Source organism: Burkholderia sp. Bp9004 (assembly GCF_003858025.1).
GTDB classification, from domain to species: domain Bacteria; phylum Pseudomonadota; class Gammaproteobacteria; order Burkholderiales; family Burkholderiaceae; genus Burkholderia; species Burkholderia diffusa.
Genome location: NZ_QTQD01000038.1, coordinates 39,442 through 59,260 on the forward strand (window position 1 = coordinate 39,442; position 19,819 = coordinate 59,260).

Annotated in this window: 18 protein-coding genes; all 18 read right to left on the bottom strand. The window is 68.9% G+C overall.

Translation table 11 applies throughout. The features are described 5' to 3' along the window. Positions 1-21: 21 nt before the first annotated feature. The 18 genes from DIE08_RS30640 to motB all read right to left on the bottom strand — a co-directional run bounded on the left by DIE08_RS30640 (position 22) and on the right by motB (position 19,815). The gene (locus tag DIE08_RS30640) at positions 22-831 is read right to left on the bottom strand and encodes an AAA family ATPase (protein ID WP_124905342.1); all 810 of its coding nucleotides are present in this window, start codon (positions 829-831) and stop codon (positions 22-24) included. Then, positions 824-2,566, bottom strand: coding sequence for a flagellar biosynthesis protein FlhF (gene flhF, locus DIE08_RS30645; protein WP_124905344.1), 1,743 nt, complete (start codon positions 2,564-2,566; stop codon positions 824-826). The genes DIE08_RS30640 and flhF overlap by 8 nt, the downstream gene beginning before the upstream one ends. After that, on the bottom strand, positions 2,563-4,665 hold the full coding sequence (gene flhA, locus DIE08_RS30650; protein WP_124905346.1) for a flagellar biosynthesis protein FlhA: 2,103 nt from the start codon (positions 4,663-4,665) through the stop codon (positions 2,563-2,565). Before flhA ends, flhF begins: the two co-directional genes overlap by 4 nt. After that, positions 4,662-5,861: a flagellar biosynthesis protein FlhB gene (flhB, locus tag DIE08_RS30655; protein WP_124905348.1), complete on the bottom strand. Its 1,200-nt coding sequence runs from the start codon at positions 5,859-5,861 to the stop codon at positions 4,662-4,664. The genes flhA and flhB overlap by 4 nt, the downstream gene beginning before the upstream one ends. A gap of 251 nt (positions 5,862-6,112) precedes the next feature. Further along, entirely contained in the window at positions 6,113-6,811 is a 699-nt protein-coding gene (locus DIE08_RS36405) for a DUF805 domain-containing protein (protein ID WP_260436593.1), read from the bottom strand. Between the two features lie 44 nt (positions 6,812-6,855). Next, on the bottom strand, positions 6,856-7,353 hold the full coding sequence (locus tag DIE08_RS30665; RefSeq protein WP_124628638.1) for a VOC family protein: 498 nt from the start codon (positions 7,351-7,353) through the stop codon (positions 6,856-6,858). Positions 7,354-7,517: 164 nt separating this feature from the next. Beyond that, positions 7,518-8,771: a DUF3443 domain-containing protein gene (locus DIE08_RS30670; protein WP_124905350.1), complete on the bottom strand. Its 1,254-nt coding sequence runs from the start codon at positions 8,769-8,771 to the stop codon at positions 7,518-7,520. Between the two features lie 16 nt (positions 8,772-8,787). Continuing rightward, positions 8,788-9,291 carry a DUF2844 domain-containing protein gene (locus DIE08_RS30675; RefSeq protein ID WP_124905352.1) on the bottom strand — a complete coding sequence of 168 codons (504 nt, stop codon included), beginning with the start codon at positions 9,289-9,291 and terminating at the stop codon, positions 8,788-8,790. A gap of 275 nt (positions 9,292-9,566) precedes the next feature. Next, on the bottom strand, positions 9,567-10,298 hold the full coding sequence (cheZ, locus tag DIE08_RS30680) for a protein phosphatase CheZ (protein WP_059601920.1): 732 nt from the start codon (positions 10,296-10,298) through the stop codon (positions 9,567-9,569). Between the two features lies 1 nt (position 10,299). Next, positions 10,300-10,695: a chemotaxis response regulator CheY gene (gene cheY, locus DIE08_RS30685; protein ID WP_006754880.1), complete on the bottom strand. Its 396-nt coding sequence runs from the start codon at positions 10,693-10,695 to the stop codon at positions 10,300-10,302. Positions 10,696-10,762: 67 nt separating this feature from the next. Beyond that, positions 10,763-11,854 (bottom strand): chemotaxis response regulator protein-glutamate methylesterase, encoded by a 1,092-nt coding sequence (locus DIE08_RS30690; RefSeq protein WP_124905354.1) that lies wholly within the window; start codon positions 11,852-11,854, stop codon positions 10,763-10,765. Further along, positions 11,851-12,597 (bottom strand): chemoreceptor glutamine deamidase CheD, encoded by a 747-nt coding sequence (gene cheD / locus DIE08_RS30695; RefSeq protein WP_059601924.1) that lies wholly within the window; start codon positions 12,595-12,597, stop codon positions 11,851-11,853. Before cheD ends, DIE08_RS30690 begins: the two co-directional genes overlap by 4 nt. Further along, positions 12,594-13,580, bottom strand: a complete 987-nt coding sequence (locus DIE08_RS30700) for a CheR family methyltransferase (RefSeq protein ID WP_059601926.1) — start codon at positions 13,578-13,580, stop codon at positions 12,594-12,596. Before DIE08_RS30700 ends, cheD begins: the two co-directional genes overlap by 4 nt. 3 nt (positions 13,581-13,583) lie before the next feature. Further along, positions 13,584-15,530 (bottom strand): methyl-accepting chemotaxis protein, encoded by a 1,947-nt coding sequence (locus DIE08_RS30705; protein ID WP_124905356.1) that lies wholly within the window; start codon positions 15,528-15,530, stop codon positions 13,584-13,586. Between the two features lie 37 nt (positions 15,531-15,567). Then, entirely contained in the window at positions 15,568-16,083 is a 516-nt protein-coding gene (gene cheW, locus DIE08_RS30710; protein WP_059601930.1) for a chemotaxis protein CheW, read from the bottom strand. A 48-nt stretch (positions 16,084-16,131) separates the two neighbouring features. Then, positions 16,132-18,360 carry a chemotaxis protein CheA gene (gene cheA / locus DIE08_RS30715; RefSeq protein WP_124905358.1) on the bottom strand — a complete coding sequence of 743 codons (2,229 nt, stop codon included), beginning with the start codon at positions 18,358-18,360 and terminating at the stop codon, positions 16,132-16,134. A gap of 33 nt (positions 18,361-18,393) precedes the next feature. After that, positions 18,394-18,771 carry a response regulator gene (locus DIE08_RS30720; protein WP_124905360.1) on the bottom strand — a complete coding sequence of 126 codons (378 nt, stop codon included), beginning with the start codon at positions 18,769-18,771 and terminating at the stop codon, positions 18,394-18,396. A gap of 24 nt (positions 18,772-18,795) precedes the next feature. Beyond that, a complete protein-coding gene (gene motB, locus DIE08_RS30725; RefSeq protein ID WP_124628652.1) occupies positions 18,796-19,815 on the bottom strand; it encodes a flagellar motor protein MotB in 1,020 nt (339 codons plus the stop codon). Positions 19,816-19,819: the final 4 nt, after the last annotated feature.

The following is a 19,819-nucleotide window of genomic DNA, read 5'->3' on the forward strand; positions in this document are numbered from 1 at the left end:
TCTCTCTCCTTCCTGTGGCGCTCACGCGGCGTGTGCCGCACCCGCCTCGTACGACGGCTTGCCGCCCGCATGCACGGCCCGGCCGGCGCCCGAACGCGGGCGCATCGGCCAGTACAGCAGGTCGGCGGCAAGCTGCCGGTAATCGCGCGCGGCGGCCGACGACGGGAACGCGTCGACCGCGGTATGCATCAGGTCGCGCGCATGCTCGACGAGCGGATCGGCGCTCACGCAGCCGGCGTCGGCGATCGACACCGTCAGGTAGCGGCTCGCGACGCCCGCGAGGTTGTCGAATGCGGTCCTGGCGTCGGCGTGGCTGCCGACGTGATTGGTCAGCACGCGGAACTGCGCGACCGCGTGCGCGAAATGCAGGCGCTTCATGCACGCGTATGCCTCGGTGATCGCCTGCGCGGCGACCCGCGTGACGATCAGCACGTCGTGCGCCTCGCGCGCGAGCGGGGAGAACGTGCCGTCGGCACCGAGCTGCGCGTCGACCAGCACGATGTCGGCCTGGCCGTCGATGAAGTCGCTCAGTTGCGAATCGCTGTAGCCGTCCCGCGCGGCCGCGCACAGGCCGAATCCGGCTGAGACGCGGGTGCGTTCGCCGTCGCGCAGCCAGGCGCCCGCGAGCGTCGCCGCGGCCGAATGCACGTCGGCGCGCTCGTCGACGACGAGCACGTCCTTGCCGAGCGCGGCCAGCGCGGCCGCGACGTTCACGACGGTCGTCGTGCAGCCGACGCCCGCCGGCCCGCCCGTCACCGCGACGATGCGCGACGCGCGCCCGGCCAGCAGGCGCCGCAGCCCTTCGGCCTGATCGATGATCCGTTTATCCAAATCGCACCTCGTGCAGTTCGGCGGTGGAACGTGCGGTCAGGGCGGAAAGCAGCGTCGGCATGTCCTCGTCTTGCGGCACGAAGGGCGAGCCGTCGCGCGGCACGCAGAACGCGCTCTTCAGCAGGAACCGGGTCGATGCGACGTACAGGTTTTCCGGCACTTTCTGGCCGGTCGACACGTAGTGGACGGGCAGCTTGTACCGGATCACCGTGTCGAGCACGCCGCCGAGGTGGGTCGCCTCGTCGAGCTTGGTCAGGATGCAGCCGGCGAGATCGGGATACTCGGCCGCGCTGCGGTAGGCCTGGACAACCTCGTTGAGCGTGTCGCCGTGGCTCGTCGCGTTGAGCAGCAGCAGGCGCTGCACCGGCGCGTTCGCGCCGTGCAGCATCGCGATCTGGTCGGACAGCGCGCGGTCGCGCTGGCTCATGCCGATCGTGTCGATCAGCACGATGTGCTTGTTGCGCAGCTCGGACAGCGCGAGCTCGAGATCGCCCGCGTCCTTCACCGCGTGCACGGGCACGCCGAGGATCTTGCCGAAGATGCGCAGCTGCTCGTGGCCGCCGATCCGGTAGCTGTCGGTGGTCAGGAGCGCAACCTTGCTCGCACCGAAGCGCATCACGCAACGCGCGGCGAGCTTCGCGGTGGTGGTCGTCTTGCCGACGCCGGTCGGCCCCATCAGCGCGAACACGCCGCCGCGCTCCATCAGCGCGTCTTCGCTCTCGAGCACCGGCAGGTTCGCCGCGAGCACCGACTGCGCCCATTCGGCGGCCTGCTCGAAGGTTTGCGCGTCGTCGCCGGACGGCAGGTTGTCGACGAGCATGCGCACCAACTGCGCGGAGAAGCCGGCCGAGAACAAGTGCTTGGTCAGCGCGCAGTGCACCGGGCTGCGGCGCTGGCGGTCGTGCCACATCAGGCTGTCGAACTGCTCTTCCATCATCCCGCGCATCGCGCCGAGCTCGTGCATCACGGTGTCGTTGACGATGCTCTCGATGCGCGTCTTCACCGCATCCGCCACCGCGGCCGCGGCTTCCGCGGACAGGCGCGTGCGTTCGGCCGGCTTCGCGGCGCTGGTTTCGCTCGGGCGGGCCATGGCGGCAGCAGCAGCGGCCGACGGCATCCGGCGTTCGGCGTCGCGCACGATGTCGCGCGCCCAGCCGGCCGGCGTCGCGGGCGCGGCGTCCTGCTGCGCGCGGGCCGGTGCCTGCGGCGCGGCCGGTGCGGCCTGCGCGCGGGCGATCAGCGCTTCGCGCTGCTGGGTCAGGCGCTTCGCGTGCTCGACGAGCCACGGCGCGGGTTCGGACGCTGCCGCCGGCGTGCCGGCAGCGGGCACCGGCGATGCCGCGTCCGTGGCGGCGTCGAAGGCAGTCGGTTGCGCGGCCGGTTCCGTCGCTTCGGCGCTCGCGCCGAACACCGACGAGAACACGTCCGGGAGGCCGCCTTCGCTTGCCGCATACGGATTGACGGCCGGGCGCGCGAGCGCGGCACCCGGGCGCGACACGATGCCCGGAACGGCCGCTGCCGGCACCGATTCCGCCGCGCGCGGCGCGAGGGTGCGTGCCCGGACGGCGGCCGGCGGCGTGACCGCGGCGAGATCCGAGTCGGCGAGTGCGACGATTTCGACGCTGCCGTCATCGAGCGTGCGGTTCGACAGCACGACGGCGTCGGCGCCGAGTGCCTCGCGCACGAGGCGAAGCGCGTCGCGGCTGGTCGCGCCGGTGAATTTGCGAATGTTCAAGCGGAACCCCCGATGACGTTAACGACTTTGATCGTGCGTGTGTCCGGCACTTCGGCATACGACAGCACTTTCAGTTGCGGCAGGCTGCGGCGCAGGAAACGCGCGAGCATCGCGCGCAGCGCGTGCTGCACCAGCAGCACCGGCGGCAGCCCGAGATTCTGTTGACGCAGCATCGCCTGTTGCGTGCCGGTCAGAAGGTTGTGCGCGAGGCCGGGCTCGAGGCCCGGGTTCGCGCCGGTGGCGAGCGCCTGCGACAGCACGCGCTCGAGATTCGAATCGAGGCCCATCACCTGCATCTCGCCCGAGCCCGGATACCACTGCTGCGTGATCGCGCGGCCGAGCGACAGCCGCACCGCGGCGGTGATCTCGAACGCGTCGCCACGGCCCGCGTGTTCGGACACGGCCTCGAGAATCGTGCGCATGTCGCGGATCGGCACGCCTTCCTCGAGCAGGTTCTGCAGCACTTTCTGCAGCGTCGTCAGCGAGATCGTCTTCGGCACGAGGTCCTCGACGAGCGACGGCGCGTCCTTGCCGGTGCGCTCGACCAGCGCCTGCACTTCCTGGCGGCCGAGCAGTTCGGCCGCGTGCTGGACGACCAGATGGTTCAGGTGCGTCGCGACGACCGTGCTCGCATCGACGACCGTGTAGCCGTACACCTGCGCCTGCTCGCGCATCGCGACGTCGATCCACACGGCCGGCAGCCCGAATGCCGGGTCCTGCGTCATGGCGCCCGGCAGCGCGGCCGTCACCTGGCCCGGGTTGATGGCGAGCCACTGGCCCGGGAACACTTCGCCCGCGCCGATCTCGACGCCCTTCAGCGCGATCCGGTATGCGTTCGGCCGCAGTTCGAGGTTGTCGCGGATGTGGATCACCGGCGGCAGGAAGCCGATCTCCTGCGCGAATTTCTTGCGGATGCTCTTGATGCGCTTGAGCAGTTCGCCGTCGCTGTTCTTGTCGACGAGCGGAATCAGCCGGTAGCCGACCTCGAGGCCGAGCGGATCGATCAGCTGCACGTCGTCCCAGGTCGCCTCGTGGCTGTCGCCCGGCAGCGCGGCGGGCGGTGCGATCTCGGTCACGTCGCCGGCCGCCACGCGGGCCGCCGCGCGGCGGACCTGCGTGCGGGCCAGCCAGATCGCGCCGCCGCCGAGCGCGAGGAACGCGAAGTGCGGCATGCCCGGGATCAGCCCCATCAGCCCGATGATCGCGCCGGTGATGGTCAGCACGCGCGGGTTGGTGAACAGCTGGCCGGTGATCTGCGTGCCGATGTCCTCGTCGGTCGCGACGCGCGACACGATCACGCCGGCGGCCGTCGAAATCACGAGCGACGGGATCTGCGCGACGAGGCCGTCGCCGATCGTCAGCAGCGTGTAGTTGGTGCCGGCCGCGGCGAACGACATGTCGTGCTGGACCATCCCGACGATCAGCCCGCCGATCACGTTGATCGCCATGATGATCAGGCCCGCGATCGCGTCGCCGCGCACGAACTTCGACGCGCCGTCCATCGACCCGTAGAACTCGGCTTCCTGCGACACGGCGAGGCGCCGCTTGCGCGCCTGCTCTTCGTTGATGAGGCCCGCGTTCAGGTCGGCGTCGATCGCCATCTGCTTGCCCGGCATCGCGTCGAGCGTGAAGCGCGCGGACACTTCGGCGATCCGCCCCGCGCCCTTGGTGATCACCATGAAGTTGATGATCATCAGGATCACGAACACGATGATGCCGACCGCGAAGTTGCCGCCGACGAGGAAGTGGCCGAACGCCTCGATCACCTGGCCGGCCGCGTCCGGGCCGGTGTGGCCCTCGAGCAGCACGACGCGCGTCGACGCGACGTTCAGCGACAGGCGCAGCAGGGTCGAAAACAGCAGCACGCTCGGGAACGCCGCGAAGTCGAGCGGCTTCATCGTGTACATGCTGACGAGCAGCACCATCACCGACAGCGCGATGTTGAACGTGAACAGCAGATCCAGCAGCAGCGGCGGCAGCGGCAGGATCATCATCCCCAGGATCATGCAGATGAGGATCGGGCCCGCGAGCGCGCGCAGGTTGGTGCCCGCGAACGGATTCTGGCGTTTGGCGAAGAAGCCGGTGGTCGGGGTGCTCATGCTGCGTTTCCTTGCTTGCCGAGCGTGTCTTCGGCTTCCTCACGCTCGTCGTCGGCCGCTACCGACGACCCCTTGTCGAGGTCGGCCGGCACGTCGAGATCGACCGGCGCGGCCGGGGAGGCGCCGCCTTCCGAACGGAAGCGCCGCAGCTGGTAGACCCACGCGAGCACTTCGGCGACGGCCGAGTACAGCGAGCCGGGAATCTCGCGTTCGAGTTCGACGTTGTGATACAGCGCACGCGCGAGCGGCGGCGCTTCGAGCAGCGGCACGTTGTGCTCGGCCGCGAGTTCGCGGATGCGCGCGGCGACGAGGTTCACGCCCTTCGCGACGACCTTCGGCGCGCGCATCTCGCCGTCCGTGTACTGCAGCGCGACGGCGAAGTGCGTCGGGTTCGTGACGACCACGTCGGCCTTCGGCACGGCGGCCATCATCCGGCGCCGCGCGATCGCGCGCTGCTGCTGGCGGATGCGGCCCTTCACGTGCGGATCGCCTTCGTTCTCGCGATGCTCGCGCTTCACTTCTTCCTTCGTCATGCGCAACTTCTTGTTGTACTGCCAGAGTTGGTAAGGCACATCGAGCGCGGCGACCACCAGCATCCCGGCGACCGTCGTGCCGCAACACACGGCGACCAGATGCAGCGCGTCCGCGAGCGCCGAGCCGAGCGGCTGGGTCGCGAGGCCGAGCAGTTCGTCCTTGCTGCGCCAGATCGCGATCCCGCCGATCCCGCCGACGACGAGCGTCTTCGCGAGCGACATCCCGAGCTGGATCGGCCCCTGGATCGAGAACATCCGGCCGAGGCCGGCGATCGGGTTCAGGCGGTCGAACTTGAGTTCGAAGGTCTTCTGCGAAATCAGCCAGCCGCCGAGCGCCATCGGCGCGAGCAGCGCGGCGAGGCCGGTGAGCGCGAGGATCGGCAGCAGCGCGGCGAGACCTTCGACGCTTGCGCTGCCGGCCGCCGACAGCATCCGGTGCGTATCGAACGCGGTCGCGCGATCGAACGCGAACGCACCGCGCAGCATCGTCTGGAGATGAGCGCCCGACGGACCCGCGAGCAGCCACGCGCCGTAGAACCCGGCCGCGAGCAGCGCGAACGAAGCCAGTTCGCGCGAACGCGCGACCTGCCCCTCCTCGCGCGCCTTCTCGCGGCGTCTCGGAGTGGCGGCTTCGGTTCTGTCGAGATCGCTCTCGTCTGCCACGGTGCCTCCAGTCGGGTACGGCGAAATGCCGCTTTCCAGTGACACCGATTATTCATGCGCACGTCAAACGCCGATCGGTCGAGCAAAGCCGGGAAAGGGGGGTATTTCGGAGAATCGGGCGAGCCGGTGCGGCGGGCGGTCGCGTGACGCGGATGACGGGGTAAAGCGGGGAATCGGGAGATCGAGGCGGCCGTGGAGCGATCGTCGGCCCGCCCCGACGCGACGGCGTCGCGCGTCGAGGCGGGCGGCGCTCAGATCACCGGAATCGGATCCGAGCCGAAACGGTTCGGGCCGTTGGTGCCACGCGAACACATCCACACGAGCAGCAGGATCCCGCCGACGATCGGAATGAGCGCGATCAGCAGGAACCAGCCGGAGCGACCCGTATCGTGCAGGCGGCGGACGGTGACCGCGAGGCTCGGCAGCACCAGCGCGAGCGACACGACGGCCGCGACGATCATCAGCAGCAGCGAGAGCGCGCTCGCGTCGCGCCCCGACATGGTGATCACCTGGCAGATGATCGACACGACGCTGGTCAGCAACGCGAAATACCAGTATTCGGCACGGCGCGCGCGGCCCTCGAATTTCGCATATTGATTGAATGCGGAACGAACAGCCTCGGTGAAATTCATTTTATTGCCCTCATGTTTTATATCGGCGACCCCGGAAACATCGCGGGCATTATAAGTTTGAATTTCCGAGCCTTGCATCTCTTTTCGCGTGCCGACCGGCTCGCACGCGGGCTCCGGCAGAACTGGCGCGGCTTCAGCGGCGGCATGCCGTATCGCCCGCGGGCATGTCACGTCATTTTTATAATCGCGACGTCCGGATGGAAACAACGACCAGATAATCCACGGCTTGATTACACCAGCATGAAACGCACCGCGATCGATAATCGAATCGGTCGTTCGTCGCGCATTTACCGGCCGGCCGGGAATATCGCCGGGCATCGCGTGCGCACGTCGAAAACGGCGCGTGCTGGCCGGCGTTCGCGCTAGCCTGCCGCCGCCTGCTCCAGCACGTGGAGATCGAGCTTCTTCATCTTCATCACCTGCGCCATCACGCGCTCGGCACGTGCCGGATCGCCCGCCATCAGTTCGGGCATCTGCACGGGCACCACTTGCCACGACACGCCGAAGCGGTCGCGCAGCCAGCCGCACTGCTGCGCGCGCTCGTCGCCGCCTTCGGCCAGCGCCGTCCAGTACCGGTCGATCTCCTGCTGGTCGCGGCAGTTGACGACGAACGACACGGCCGGCGTGAGCGGAAACGCCGGGCCGCCGTTCAGCGCGAGAAACGCCTGCCCGTCCAGTTCGAACGACACCGTCATCACCGCGCCCTCCGCCTGGCCCGACGCCTGCGCACCCGACTTGCCGTAGCGGGCGACGTGCAGGATGCGCGCGTCGTCGAATACCGACACGTAGAAATTCGCTGCCGCCTCGGCGTCGTGGTCGAACCACAGAAACGGCGTGATGCGTTGAATACGCTGGCTCATGGCGCTGTCTCCTCGATGTCGTGCCGGCACCGGTGCCGGTCTTATATCGTAGGCGCTGTGCGGGCACGGCGCGGCGGCCCGAAGCGTAGTGCGTCGCCGCCGGCGAAGGCAAAAAAAAAGGGGGCGATCGCTCGCCCCCTTTTGCTGCCGCCGTTCGTGCGCGGTCAGAATGCGACGTAAGGCTGCGCGCCGCCGGTGCCGGTCCGATCCATCCCGAAGTAGATCGTCTTGCCGTAGAAGTGCGGCATGCCGAGATCGAGCCACCCGGCTGGGCCGAACGGGCCGGCGATGTCGTTGAACGCGAACGTCGACGAATTCGCGAACAGCGCATCGGCGTTCGCGACGGGCATCGACACGCCGCCCGATGTCCCGTTCTTGCCGGTCAGCGTCGCCGTGTAGGTGGTCGTCGACGACGGGCAATAGAACTGCGTATTGGTCGAGCAGGCCTTCTGCGACGAATCGTTGAAGAAGTACGCGTTCGAACCCGTATCGAAGAACGCGGTCACGCTGCCGCCGAGGAACGTCGCATCGACGTCGCCCGTCGTCGTCGACGTCAGCACCGTCGACGCCCCGAGCCCGTTGTTGCTCTGCGTATTGATCCCGAACGTCAGCAGGCCCGTCGCGCTGCCCTGCCCGCTGCTCGAGATGGTCGGCATCTGCACGATCACGCCGTTGTTGTCGGTCGCGAAGCGATGGACCGGGTTGGCCACCTGCTGCGCAACCGGCACCAGCGCCACCGTGCAGCTCGAATTGCCGTTCGGGCACGCGTAGTAGTTGTTGGACGTCGCCGACGTCGACGTCGCGCAGCTCGTGCCGCAGTCGACCGGCGCCGGCCCGATGCCGAGGATGCCGTTTGCACCGAGATCGCTGGCCGTGTTGGCCGACGTTCGGGCACCGTTGTTCGAGCATGAACTCGGCACGTTGCTGGTGCCGAGATCGCCGATGATCTGCACCGGCAGGGAGCCTGCCTGCTCGGTGCCGATCGACAGGTCGACGGTGCGCACCGAGCCCCATGTGAAGCTCGACACGAACTTGCCGCACTCGGCCACAGGTGCGCCGCCGCTCGTCGTCTGCGGCAGGTTGTTCAACACACCCGACGACAGCGCGCTGCTGACCAGCCGCAGCCCGTACGATGCCGTATCGACGAGCACGTTGTTGACCACCTGGCAGTTCGTCGTGCCCGGCACGCAGATCTTCACGTTGACGGTCGGAATGTTGATCACATGCGCGACGCCGGTGCCGACGGTGATCACGGCCGTGTTCGCCGTATTGCCGTCGGATACGCTGGAGCCGCCGCTGTTGCCGCCGCTCCCGCCGTTGTTGTCACCGCCGCCGCCGCAGGCGGTCACGAGCATGGCCGTCACGGCCGCGACGCTCAGCAGGCCGAGCCAGCGCTTGAAGGTACGAGGAATTCGCAAGATCGCTCTCCCGCTGTCACTGGATGTCGGTGCCGGACAGGCCGGCCGGCAGCGCCGCCGGCAGCCACGCCTGGCCTGCGAAGGCGCCCATGTGGCCGCCCGTGCGGATCACGAGGCCGCTCGTATCGACGGACACGGGCGCGCGCCAGCCGCGCGCCGCATGCGCGACCTGGACGCCGGCGGTGTACTGCGGGAAATAGCTGCCGAGCAGCGACTCGAGATCCGGCATGCTCGGCCCGCGCCAGGCGAGGCCGAACACGGTGCCGGCCGCGGTCGTGTATTCGTGGATGACGGTGCCCGATCCGAGCGTGATCTCTCGGACGGTGTAGGCGGCCGCGTTCGCCTGCGCGCCGTCGGCGGAGCGCATCGCGCGCTGCAGCGCGCGCACCGTGGCGGCGTGATCGTCCGCCGGAGGCGACATCGGCGCGCCGCCCAGTTCGGCCTGTGCGTGGACGGCCCACAGCACACCCATTGCGGCCGTCGCGTGCGCGGCGGCCCAGCCCAAGCATTTCAGCTTCACGTTCCCCCCCAAGGGACTGGCTTCGTTGCCGGCGCGCCGCCATCGGATCCGGCGCCGCCAGTCAACAAATGAAAGTCTTAAGAATGACGCTTCATTGCTGCTGACGCGTAGTATGCCTGCGGAGCGTGTCGTAGTGTCAAATCAACGTGGCATGACGCAACGCAACATGACGTGCGGCACGACCCGCACGTGTGGGCTCGTGTGACCAGCATCGCGAAAGCCACGCGCACCGGGCCGCTCCGCGATCGGGCGCGGCGCCGATGCGATGGGCAGGTTCAGAAGCCGAGGCTCGCAAGCAGGTCGTCGACCTGCGCCTGATCCTGCACGACGTCGGACTTGCCTTCCGGCGCGATCTGCGGCCCGTTCAGCAGCGACTCGGGGCTGCCGGTCGCGCTGATCTGCTCGGCCGCGAGCGCGGCCGCGGTCGCCGCGAACTGCTCGCGCCGCTCGGGTGCGATGTTCTCGACGAGCACGGTGAGCAGCTGCTGCTCGATCAGGTAGACCATGTCCATGATCTTCTTGATCACCTGCCCGGTCAGGTCCTGGAAATCCTGCGCGAGCATGATCTCGAGCAACTGCGCGCTGGTCGCCGACGCCGCCTCCGGCAGCGCGCGCAGGAACGTGCGCGTGTCGTCCATCAGCTCGCGCACTTCCGCGTGCTCGATCGGTGCCGCATACCACTGCGCCCAGCGCGCATCGAGCGCCTCGGCCTCATTCTGGATGCGCTCCTGCATCGGCTTGGCGACCTCGATCGCGTTCAGCACGCGCTCGGCCGCCTGCTCGGTCATCGTCGCGACGTAGCGCAGCCGGTCGCGCGCATCGGGCACGGCTTCCGCCGCGCGCTCGACATGCTTGTCGAGCCCGAGCTCGCGCATCGAATCGCGCAGCGTGCGCGTGACGTGGCCGATGCGCGCGAGGATCCGGTCGCTCGCGTAATCGGCGCCTTCGGCGTGGCCGTCGGCGTTGATTGCCGCGCCGGCAAGCGCCGCATGGATCGGCTCGTTCACGTCAGCTCCCGGCCTTGGCCATCTTGTCGATGATCTTGTTCAGCTTCTCGTCGAGCGTCGCGGCCGTGAACGGCTTCACGACGTAGCCGCTCGCGCCCGCCTGCGCGGCCGCGATGATGTTCTCCTTCTTCGACTCCGCCGTGACCATCAGCACCGGCAGGTGCGTGAGCGTCGCGTCCGCGCGGATTTCCTTCAGCATCGCGAGGCCGTCGAGGTTCGGCATGTTCCAGTCGGAGATCACGAAGTCGAAGCCGCCCCCGCGCAGCCGCGCGAGGCCGGCAGCGCCGTCCTCGGCTTCGTCGACGTTCGTGTAGCCCAGTTCCTTGAGCAGGTTGCGGACGATCCTGCGCATCGTCGGGAAATCGTCCACCACCAGGATTTTCATGCTCTTGTCCATCGTCGTTCCTTTGCAGATTCGTTACCGTCGGGGCCCGCCGCATCGCAGCTGCCCCGTGACATTTCATTCAGACCCGCTGTACGCGGTCGCCCATCGTCGCCAGCCGCGCCATCACGCGCCGGCTCATCTCGGAAAGCGGCGCCACCTCGTCCGCGCCGCCGAGCGCGATCGCCTCGCGCGGCATCCCGAACACGATGCAGCTCGCCTCGTCCTGCGCGAACGTGTGGGCGCCCGCGCGCTTCATGTCCAGCAGGCCGGCCGCGCCGTCGCGGCCCATCCCCGTGAGGATCACGCCGATCGCGTTCTTGCCCGCGTGCTGCGCCGCCGAGCGGAACAGCACGTCGACCGACGGGCGGTGCCGGTTCACCGGCTGCTCGTCGGACAACTGCGCGATGTAGTTCGCGCCGCTGCGCGCGAGCAGCAGGTGCGCGTGGCCCGGCGCGATGTACGCATGGCCCGGCAGCACGCGCTCGCCGTGTTCGGCTTCCTTCACCGCGATCCGGCACAGGCCGTTCAGCCGCTGCGCGAAGGACTTCGTGAAGCCGGGCGGCATGTGCTGCGCGATCAGCACCGCCGGCGCATCCGGCGGCAGCGGCGTCAGCACCTCGCGGATCGCCTCGGTGCCGCCCGTGGACGCGCCGATGATGATCAGCTTCTCGGTACTGACGAGCGGGTTGTTGACCATCGGCGCGGCCGGCTGGCCGCTCGCCGCGCGCGCGGCGGCCTGCGGCTGCGGCGCCTGGCGCACGCGCGCGCGCGATGCCGCGCGGATCTTGTCCGCGAGCTTTTCCGCGTAGTCGAGCATGCCGTCGCGAATCCCGACGCGCGGCTTCGTGACGAAATCCACCGCGCCGAGTTCGAGCGCGCGCAGCGTGATCTCGGAGCCGCGCTCGGTCAGCGACGACACCATCACGACCGGCATCGGCCGCAGGCGCATCAGCTTCTCGAGGAAGTCGAGCCCGTCCATGCGCGGCATTTCGACGTCCAGCGTCAGGACGTCCGGGTTGTGCTGCTTGATGAGCTCGCGCGCGACGAGCGGATCGGGCGCGGTCGCGCACACTTCCATGTCGGGCTGGCTGTTGATGATCTCCGTCATCAGGCTGCGGATCAGCGCCGAGTCGTCGACGCACAACACTTTGATCTTCTGCACTGCGGTCATGCCTCCTGCTTTCTCGAAAGGTTGGCCGCATACGGGCTGCCGGCCTTCGTGTTCGTCGTCTGCGCGCCCGTGCCGCCGCGTGCGCCGAACAGCTCGATGCGCGGGCGTGCCGGCGGCGGCGCGGCCGGCCGCTTCGCCGCGAACAGCTCGACGTGCGCGCGCTGCCGATCGGCGCGCACGCGGTCGGCCTCGCGCGCCAGCGCGGCTTCGCGCTCGGTCACGCCCGGCACCTGCAACCGCAGCTTCTTCACCATCGCGCGGCCGGTGCGCGGCATGAACGCGACCTTGCGCGGGTGCACGCCCTGCAAGTCCTCCGCGGTGATGCGGATGCGTTCGAGCGCCAGATAGCGGCGCACGAAATCGGCGTTGCGGTCGCCGATGTTGATGGTCGTCATGCCGGCCAGCACGGCCGCGCCGCCGAACACCTTCGCCTCGAAGCGCTCGCGGCGCCCGCCGGCCTTGATCAGTTCGTTGATCAGCACTTCCATCGCGTACGCGCCGTAGCGCATCGACTCCGACGCGGCCGCGCCGGCATCGGCGCCGTCGTCGGGCAGCATGAAGTGATTCATCCCGCCGATGCCCGCCAACGGGTCGTGCAGGCACGCGGCGACGCACGAGCCGAGCACGGTCATCAGCACCATGTCCTCGGACGTCGTGTAGAACTCGTTCGGAAGCAGCTTCACGCCCGGGCGTTCGAAGTGGTTGTCGAAGTAGCGATTGGTCGCGATCGGCAGGGCGCTCATCCGCGTTCTCCGTAAGCGGGCGCGGCGACCGCGGCACGCACATGGGCGCGCGGCGGCACCGCCGCGGCCGGCGCGGCGCCGCGCGGGCGCAGGCCCGGCGCGGCATCGCGCGTCAGTTCGTACACGGTCTGCCCGCGCAACCGGAAGGCCTGCGAGACGTACGTGAAATTCTCCGAATGCCCGGCGAACAGCAGGCCGCCCGGCTTCACGAGCGGCTCGAAGCGCGACAGCACCTGCCCCTGCGTCGGCTTGTCGAAATAGATCATCACGTTGCGGCAGAAGATCGCGTCGAACGGCTTCGCGATCCCGTAGTCGGCATCGGTCAGGTTCAGCTGCTCGAAGCGGATCATCGCGCGCAGTTCCGGGCGCACCTTCACGCGGCCGGCCTGCGCGCCCGTGCCTTTCAGGAAGAAGCGCTTGAGCCGCTCCGGGCTCAGGTGCTTGACCTGGTCGTACGTATAGATGCCGGCCTCGGCCTTCGCGAGCACCTGCGTGTCGAGATCGGTCGCGAGGATCGATGCGCCGCGCGCGGCCGATTCGCCGAGCGCCTCGATCAGCGTGATCGCGATCGAGTAAGGCTCCTCGCCGGTCGACGCCGCCGAGCACCACACCGACACGGGCGCCGCGCGACCCTTCACGAAGTCGGCCAGGATCGGGAAATGGTGCGACTCGCGGAAGAACGCGGTCAGGTTCGTCGTCAGCGCGTTGGTGAACGCTTCCCACTCGAGCGGATCGTCCTCCTGCTCCAGCAGGTCGAGGTAGTCGCGGAACGTGTCGAGGCCGCGTGCGCGCAGCCGGCGTGCGAGCCGGCTGTACGCCATGTCGCGCTTGTGCTCGGACAGCGAAATGCCCGCGCGTTGATGGATCAGCGCGCGGATGCGTGCGAAATCCGCGCCAGTGAACGCGAAGTCGCGCCCCGGCTCGCCCGCGCGGGGCGAGGCATCCGGTGCATCGGGTCGAAACGGTGCGCGCGCGGACGGCATGGCTTAGAAAGTCTCCCAGTCGTCGTCGGACGTGCCGGCTGCCGCCATCGCCGGCTTCTCGCCGTTCAGCGCGGGGCGCACCAGCGCGGGCTTCTCGGCAGGCTTCTGCGCCGGTGCGGCGGCCGCCTTCGCGAGACGCGGGCCATAGCCGCCCGCGGCCGGCGCTTCCTTCGATGCGCGTGCGGCAGCGGCGTCCGGCGTGCGCTTCGTTTCGTGGCTCGCGGCCGGTGCCGCGGCATGCGGCGCCGGTGCGGCGCGACGGGCCGGCTGCACGGCAGCCTGCGGTGCCGGCAGTGCGGCCGGCGACGCTTCGTGACGGTGCGCCGACGGCAACGCCGGCGCTGGTGCGTGCGCGGCCGGGCGTGCCGTATTGCGGGCCGGCGCGAGCGCGATGCCGCCCGCGACGCGCCACGCCGACACGATCGCCTTCATCTGGCGCGTCTGCTCCTCGAGCGATGCGGCCGCGGCAGCTGCCTGCTCGACGAGCGCCGCGTTCTGCTGGGTGACCGAATCCATCTGGCCGACCGCGCGGTTGACCTGCTCGATGCCGGTCGACTGCTCTTCCGACGCGGCGCTGATCTCGCCCATGATGTCGGTCACGCGGCGCACGGCCTGCACGATCTCGTCCATCGTCGAGCCGGCCCGCGCGACGAGCGCCGACCCGCTGTCGACCTTCTCGGCCGAGTCGCCGATCAGCTGCTTGATTTCCTTCGCGGCGCTCGCGCTGCGCTGCGCCAGCGAGCGCACTTCGCCCGCGACCACCGCGAAGCCGCGGCCCTGCTCGCCCGCGCGCGCGGCTTCGACCGCCGCGTTCAGCGCGAGGATGTTGGTCTGGAACGCGATGCCTTCGATCGTGCCGATGATGTCGACGACCTTGCCCGAGCTCGCCGCGATGTCCTGCATCGTCGACACGACCTGGCCGACCACCTCGCCGCCCTGCGTCGCGATGTCGGACGCGTTCACCGCGAGCTGGCTCGCCTGCCGTGCGTTCTCCGCGTTCTGCCGCACGGTGCCGGTCAGCTGCTCCATGCTCGATGCGGTTTCCTGCAGCGACGCGGCCTGCTCCTCGGTGCGCTGCGACAGATCGGTGTTGCCGGTCGAGATTTCGCGCGCGCCGACGTCGATCGACTCGGTGCCGCGATGCACGGCCTGCACCATCGTCGTCACGGCGTCCTGCATCCGCTTGATGCCGCCGAACAGGCGGCCGATCTCGTTCGTGCTGAACACGTTCACCGGCTGCGTGAGGTCGCCGCCTGCGATGCGCTCGAAGTGCGCGATCGCGTCCTCGAGCGGCTTCACGATCAGCCCGCGCAGCGCGAAGCGGATCGCGATCACGACGACGAACGCGATCGCGATGCCGGCCGCGATCAGGCCGACCATCAGCGAGATCTGCGACTGCGTCGCGGCCTGGCGTTCTTCCGCGCGCTTCTGCAGCGATGCGATCACGGCCGCCGCCGTCTGGTCGAACGCGACGAACATCGGGCTGATCTTCGCGTCGGCAATCGCGTGATACGCCGCCATGTCGCCCGCGCGCGCCGCGGCAAATTCGGGCTCGACGCCTTCCTTCACGATCGTCGTGTAGCGGGCGGTGAGCTCGTCGACGAGCGCCTGCTCGACACCGAGCTTCGGCGTCGACTGGAACGCCTGCCAGTTCTGGTTCGACTTCGCGTACAGCTCCTGCGCGCGGTCGAGCACCTTCGCCGCCTCGGCCGCATTGCCGGCTTCGGTCAGCGTACGGAAGCGATCGAGCGCAATGCGCGAGCGCAGCAGGTGCGCGGCCGTGTCGTCCAGCGTGTGGATCGCCGGCAGGTCGACGTGCGCGATCTCGTCGAGCGAACGGCTCGCGTGATCGAGCGCGTAAAGGCCGAGCCCGCCAACCGCGGCGGCCAGGCACACGAGGATGAGTCCGACCGCCGTCAGCGTCGTGCGGATCGACCAGTTATGCAACATTGCAGATTCTCCCGAAATTCCTGCGCGCGCGGCGCGCTTACCCGCCGAGCGTCTCGATCAGCGCCATTTCACGGCTCGACATCAGCTTCTCGATGTCCATCAGGATCAGCATCCGGCCGTCGACCGTGCCGAGGCCCGTCAGGTACTCGGTCGTCAGCGTCGCGCCGAATTCCGGCGCCGGCATGATCTGGTCGGTCTGCAGCGTCAGCACGTCCGACACGCCGTCGACCACCATCCCGACCACGCGGTTCGACACGTTCAGGATGATCACGACGGTCTGGTGGTCGTACTCCACGCGGCCGAGATGGAACTTGATCCGCATGTCGACGATCGGCACGATGATCCCGCGCAGGTTGATCACGCCCTTGATGAACTCGGGCGCGTTCGCGATGCGCGTGACGCTGTCGTAGCCGCGGATTTCCTGCACCTTCAGGATGTCGATCCCGTATTCCTCGTCGCCGAGCGTGAAGACGAGGAACTCCTGGCCCGTCGCATCGCCCTGCTCCGCGTCGCGGCGGCTGGTCGCCGCGTTCGCCGCGGCCGTATTGATCATTTGGACTTCAGCAGACACGTTTGCCCCCAATCAGTTGAATGGCGAGAGTCAGAAGATTGCGAGCTCGGCGCCGGCTCGGGCGCCGTGCGTCGCACGGGTTTCACGGTTCAGCGCCGCGACGTCGACGATCAACGCGACGCTGCCGTCGCCGAGGATGGTCGCCGCCGAGATGCCGTGCACCTTGCGGTAGTTCGTTTCGAGGTTCTTCACGACCACCTGCTGCTGGCCGACCAGCTCGTCGATCAGCATCGCGAAGCGGCGCCCCTCGGTTTCCATGATCGTGACGATCCCCTGGGTCGGATCGGTACGCGCGTCCTCGACCGAGAACACCTCGTGAAGCGCGACGAGCGGCAGGTATTCGCCGCGCACGCGCACCACGCGCTCGCCGTTGCCGACCGTGTAGATGTCGTCGTTCGACGGCTGCAGCGACTCCATCACGAAGTTCAGCGGCAGGATGAAGATCTCCGTGCCGACCTTCACCGACATCCCGTCGAGGATCGCAAGCGTGAGCGGCAGCACGATCCGCGTGGTCGTGCCGCGGCCGGCCTGCGACGAGATCTCGACGTGGCCGCCCATCGACTGGATGTTGCGCTTCACGACGTCCATCCCGACGCCGCGGCCCGACACGTCGGTCACCGTCTCGGCGGTCGAGAAGCCCGGCGCGAAGATCAGTTGCCAGACTTCGTCGTCGCTGATGTTGTCGGATACCTGCATCCCCTGCTTCGCGGCCTTCGCGAGAATCCGCTCGCGGTTCAGGCCGCCGCCGTCGTCGCTGACCTCGATCACGATGTTGCCGCCGTGATGCGCGGCCGACAGCACGAGCTGGCCGACCGCGTCCTTGCCCGCGGCGACGCGTTTGTCGACGGTCTCGATCCCGTGGTCGAGGCTGTTGCGCACGAGGTGCGTGAGCGGGTCGATGATCCGCTCGATCAGGCTCTTGTCGAGCTCGGTCGCCTGGCCGAACGTGACGAGCTCGACCTGCTTGCCGAGCTTGCCGGCCAGGTCGCGCACGAGGCGCGGGAAGCGGCTGAACACGTAGTCCATCGGCATCATGCGGATCGACATCACCGCTTCCTGCAGGTCGCGCGCGTTGCGTTCCAGTTGCGCCATCCCGTTGAAGAGACGGTCGTGCAGCGCCGGATCGAACGCGCTCGCCGTTTCCGCGAGCATCGCCTGCGTGATCACGAGTTCGCCGACCAGGTTGATCAGCTGATCGACCTTCTCGACGCCGACGCGGATCGAGCTGCCTTCGGCGCCCGATGCGGCGGCGGCCGGGCGCGCACGCTTGTCGTCGTGGTGCGCGGCAGCGTGGGCAGCCGGCGCGGCGGGTTCGGCCTGCGGTTGCGGCGCGGGTTGCGGCGCCGGTTGCGCGGCGGCGCTCGGCTGCGCCGGCGCTTGCGGTGCGGCGGCGGCCGGTGCGGCACCGGCGGCTTGCGCGAATACCTCGACGCGTGCGGCCGGCTCCGGCGCCGCGGCCGGTTCGGGCGCGGCCGGCGCGACGGCAGGCGCCGGTGCGGCCGGCGCGGTGCCGCGCGCGATGCGGATCTGGCTGTCGTCGATCACGAAACAGCACACGGCGACGATGTCGTCGGACGGCACGTCCGATTCGAGCCACAGCGTCAGGTCCGCGCCCGCTTCCTCGCGGCCGACGATCCGGCCGAGATTGCCGAGCTCCTCGGTGAGCAGCGCCTGGTCCTTCGCGTCGACGCCGACGAGCGTGATCTTCAGGTGCGGGCCGCCCGCGACGGCGTCGTCCGCCGGATGCGCGGCCGCGACGGCCTGTTCGACCACGTGATCGGGCACACGGTCGTCGGTGGAAGGCGCCGGCGCCGGTGCGGGCGCTTCGGCCGCTGCGGCCGGCACGACGGCCGCGGCCGCATCCGCGCCGCTCTCGGCCTTCAGGCGTTCGAGCTTCGCGCAGATCGTCGCGGCAGCCGCCGCGTCCGGTTCCGCGCTCGCGCGATAGTCGACCAGCTGGTCGGACAGCACGTCCTTGGTCTCGAGGAACGCGTCGACCATTTCCTTGGTCAGCGTCAGCTCATGGTTGCGCGCGCGGTCGAGCAGCGACTCGAGGATGTGGGTCGTCTCGGTCAGCGCGGAAAAGCCGAAGGTCGCCGCGCCGCCCTTGATCGAATGCGCGGCGCGGAAGATCGCGGCCAGGTCCTCGGGGTCGGGCGAGCCGACGTCGAGGTTCAGCAGCAGCTGCTCCATCTGCGCGAGCAACTCGTCCGCTTCGTCGAAAAAGGTCTGGTAGAACTGCGTGATGTCGAGAGTCATGCCCGGTCACCGGTTGGATTCGTCGCGTTCATGTCAGGAGGCGGTCTGTTCGGACAGCGTCGCGACCAGGTCGATCAGCACGGCCGGGTCGATCGGCTTCTCGATCCAGCCGGTCGCGCCCGCGTCGCGCGCGGCGTCCTTGAAGGCATCGCTGCCTTCGGTGGTCAGCACGAGGATCGGCGTGTCCGCGTATGCCGTCAGCTTGCGCAGCGAGGCGATCACCTCGAGCCCGCTCTTGCGCGGCATGTTCTGGTCGGTCAGCACCAGGTCGTACGGCACGGTGGCCGCCATGTCGAAGCCGGCTTCGCCGTCCGGCGCCACCGTCACGTCGTAGCCGGCCTGCGCCAGCGTCGCCTCCAGCAGCGCACGCATGGTCGCCGAGTCGTCGATGGCGAGAATGGTTCGGATCATGTCTGTCTCGAAATCTGGGAAACGTCAGGGTTTCGGTGCCACGGCGACGGCGCTCGCCAGCGCCGGTCGCGCGGCCTGCGCCGGGCCGCCGAGCTGCTGGGCCAGCAGCTTCGAGCCCGCCGCGTCGGCCGACAGCGTCGTGGTCGTCGCGTCGTCGCGCATCAGCGCGTCTTCGGATTTGCGGTTCAGCACGATCACGCTGATCCGGCGGTTTTCCGGATCGAGCGGATCGGCCTTGTTCAGGTTCTGCGTCGACGCGAGGCCGAGCACGCGCAGCACCTTCGCCTCGTCCATGCCGCCCGCGATCAGTTCGCGGCGCGACGCGTTCGCGCGGTCGGCCGACAGCTCCCAGTTGCTGTAGCCGCCCTCGCCGCCCGCGTACGGCACCGCGTCGGTGTGGCCCTGGACGATGATCCGGTTCGGCACGTCGTTCAGCGTCTTGCCGATCTCGCGCAGGATGTCGCGCATGTACGGCTCGACGTGATCGCTCGACATCGCGAACATCGGCCGCTTCTGCGAATCGACGATCTCGATGCGCAGCCCCATCAGCGTCGAATCGATGCGGATCTGCTGCCTGAACTGGCGCAGCGTCGGGTTCGCCTCGATCGCCGCCATCAACTTGATCTGCAGGTCGTGCAGGCGCGTCTGCTCGAGCCGGTCCTGCGCGCCCTGCGCCTGCGAGCGCGTCTTGTCGTCGCCGGCTTTCGCGACGCGGTCGGCGAGCGACGTCGTGCCGTCGGTGCGGCGCAGCGTGCCGGCGTCGAGGCTCGACAGGTCGCGGCCGCCGCCGTTGATGATGCTCGAGTCCTGCGAGCTGCGATCGCCGCTGCCGAACAGCGCGGCCTTCAGCGGCGTGTTGAAGTACTCGGCGATCCCCTTCAGCTGCACCGGCGTGACCGAGCTCAGCAGCCACATCAGCAGGAAGAACGCCATCATCGCGGTCATGAAGTCCGCATAGGCGAGTTTCCATGCGCCGCCGTGGTGGCCCTTCTTCTGCGGGGCCACCCGTTTCACGACGATCGCGCGATCCTTGCTCTTGCTCATCGAA

Bases quoted from the DNA above. Each gene is read 5' to 3' on its own strand.
- DIE08_RS30665 (WP_124628638.1), bottom strand. From the start codon at position 7,353: ATGAGCCAGCGTATTCAACGCATCACGCCGTTTCTGTGGTTCGACCAC.
- DIE08_RS30705 (WP_124905356.1), bottom strand. From the start codon at position 15,530: ATGTTGCATAACTGGTCGATCCGCACGACGCTGACGGCGGTCGGACTC.
- DIE08_RS30720 (WP_124905360.1), bottom strand. From the start codon at position 18,771: ATGATCCGAACCATTCTCGCCATCGACGACTCGGCGACCATGCGTGCG.
- DIE08_RS30690 (WP_124905354.1), bottom strand. From the start codon at position 11,854: ATGACCGCAGTGCAGAAGATCAAAGTGTTGTGCGTCGACGACTCGGCG.
- DIE08_RS36405 (WP_260436593.1), bottom strand. From the start codon at position 6,811: ATGCCCGGCGATATTCCCGGCCGGCCGGTAAATGCGCGACGAACGACC.
- cheY (WP_006754880.1), bottom strand. From the start codon at position 10,695: ATGGACAAGAGCATGAAAATCCTGGTGGTGGACGATTTCCCGACGATG.
- cheW (WP_059601930.1), bottom strand. From the start codon at position 16,083: ATGATCAATACGGCCGCGGCGAACGCGGCGACCAGCCGCCGCGACGCG.
- flhA (WP_124905346.1), bottom strand. From the start codon at position 4,665: ATGAGCACCCCGACCACCGGCTTCTTCGCCAAACGCCAGAATCCGTTC.
- cheA (WP_124905358.1), bottom strand. From the start codon at position 18,360: ATGACTCTCGACATCACGCAGTTCTACCAGACCTTTTTCGACGAAGCG.
- cheD (WP_059601924.1), bottom strand. From the start codon at position 12,597: ATGAGCGCCCTGCCGATCGCGACCAATCGCTACTTCGACAACCACTTC.
- motB (WP_124628652.1), bottom strand. From the start codon at position 19,815: ATGAGCAAGAGCAAGGATCGCGCGATCGTCGTGAAACGGGTGGCCCCG.
- DIE08_RS30700 (WP_059601926.1), bottom strand. From the start codon at position 13,580: ATGCCGTCCGCGCGCGCACCGTTTCGACCCGATGCACCGGATGCCTCG.